The sequence below is a fragment of the Halorubrum alkaliphilum genome, from assembly GCF_017873815.1.
Classification (GTDB): domain Archaea; phylum Halobacteriota; class Halobacteria; order Halobacteriales; family Haloferacaceae; genus Halorubrum; species Halorubrum alkaliphilum.
Genome location: NZ_JAGGKQ010000062.1, coordinates 1 through 1,121, shown reverse-complemented (window position 1 = coordinate 1,121; position 1,121 = coordinate 1). Strand labels below are relative to the sequence as shown.

Annotated in this window: 1 protein-coding gene; it reads right to left on the bottom strand. The window is 57.6% G+C overall.

Going from position 1 to position 1,121, the window contains the following annotated elements:
- Positions 1-213 precede the first annotated feature (213 nt).
- Entirely contained in the window at positions 214-1,029 is an 816-nt protein-coding gene (locus tag J2751_RS15470; protein ID WP_209487345.1) for an IS5 family transposase, read from the bottom strand.
- Between the last annotated feature and the right edge of the window lie 92 nt (positions 1,030-1,121).

Genomic DNA, 1,121 nt, shown 5'->3' with positions numbered 1-1,121 from the left:
TGCCTTGTTGAACGCAAGACTGCGTCGGGGTGGGGTCGATAATTCACGGTTTTACCGCGTCAGAGACCGGTTCTTGGAGTCAGAAGATGCGATAGCTGTCGTTAGCGGTGTTTCTCGAAGGGTCAAAACTATGGTACCTTGCTCCGTTGTTCCGGTGACGACGGCGATGCCTCTCCCGGATACGTTCGGAGAAGGGGGAGCAGGCGGCGAGCTCTAACTCGCCGCCTGCGTCAGGTTATGGATGATGCACTTCCGAGTCAGCTCCCGGAACTGGCCGTGCCAGCTCCGGGAGCGTAGCTTCTCGCCGTCGTCTTCCTTCAACTGCGAGAAGCCGGTTTCACTCATCCAGCGCTGGTTGTAGTCCTCGTTCATTCGGGCGTTGTGGGCCTTCTGCAACGGTGTTTGCTCTCTATGCCTGATCAACGGTCGCGTTGAGTCGGAGCGACACTCTTCACGGAGGTCGCTCCATGAGTAATTCGCGTCAGCAGACAACACGCGCAGGTCTTCCGCGTTCCGGCGGAAGACCTGCATCCCGATATGGCCGTCCCACGCCTTCTGCGTCGTGAAATGAACATCTTTGATCGCCAGCGAGTTCACATCGATCAAGATCGTTGTCTTCATTGACTGGAACGAGAAGTCTGCGCGGTCGCGGTAGTGGTAGCTGGTTTGATCGCGTTGAAAGCCGCTTGCGTCAATTGCAGCTTCACCACTCCAGCCCGCCTGCTCCGCCGAAGTGCGGAGCAGGCGGCGGAGTTCACGCATTCGGTACTCGTTTTCCCACCGACAAAACGAGCTGTAGTGGGGTGCTTCGTCGAGATCAAACACGGCAAGGACGCCGGGCATCTCGTTGAGGTAGTCTTCGGTCTCGCGGAGACTCTTTTCGAGTTCGACGCGGTACAGAATCAACGCGATCTGTACCCACTCGGCGTACCCGTCCGCGCCATCCGGCGCGGCGGGTACGTCCGGATTCTCAACATGCTGTTTGGCAAGGTCTCGACACATCCAAGCAAGCCGTCTGAGCGATGCCATATCGCCAGACGGCATCCATTTCCGGGTTAATCTGGCGGAATATTGCGGTAAGAACGTCTGAAGCGACCGTCAATCAGCGGCAAAACAAGGCA

Excerpts from the sequence above, each read along its gene's own strand:
- J2751_RS15470 (WP_209487345.1), bottom strand. The coding sequence starts at position 1,029 with ATGGCATCGCTCAGACGGCTTGCTTGGATGTGTCGAGACCTTGCCAAA.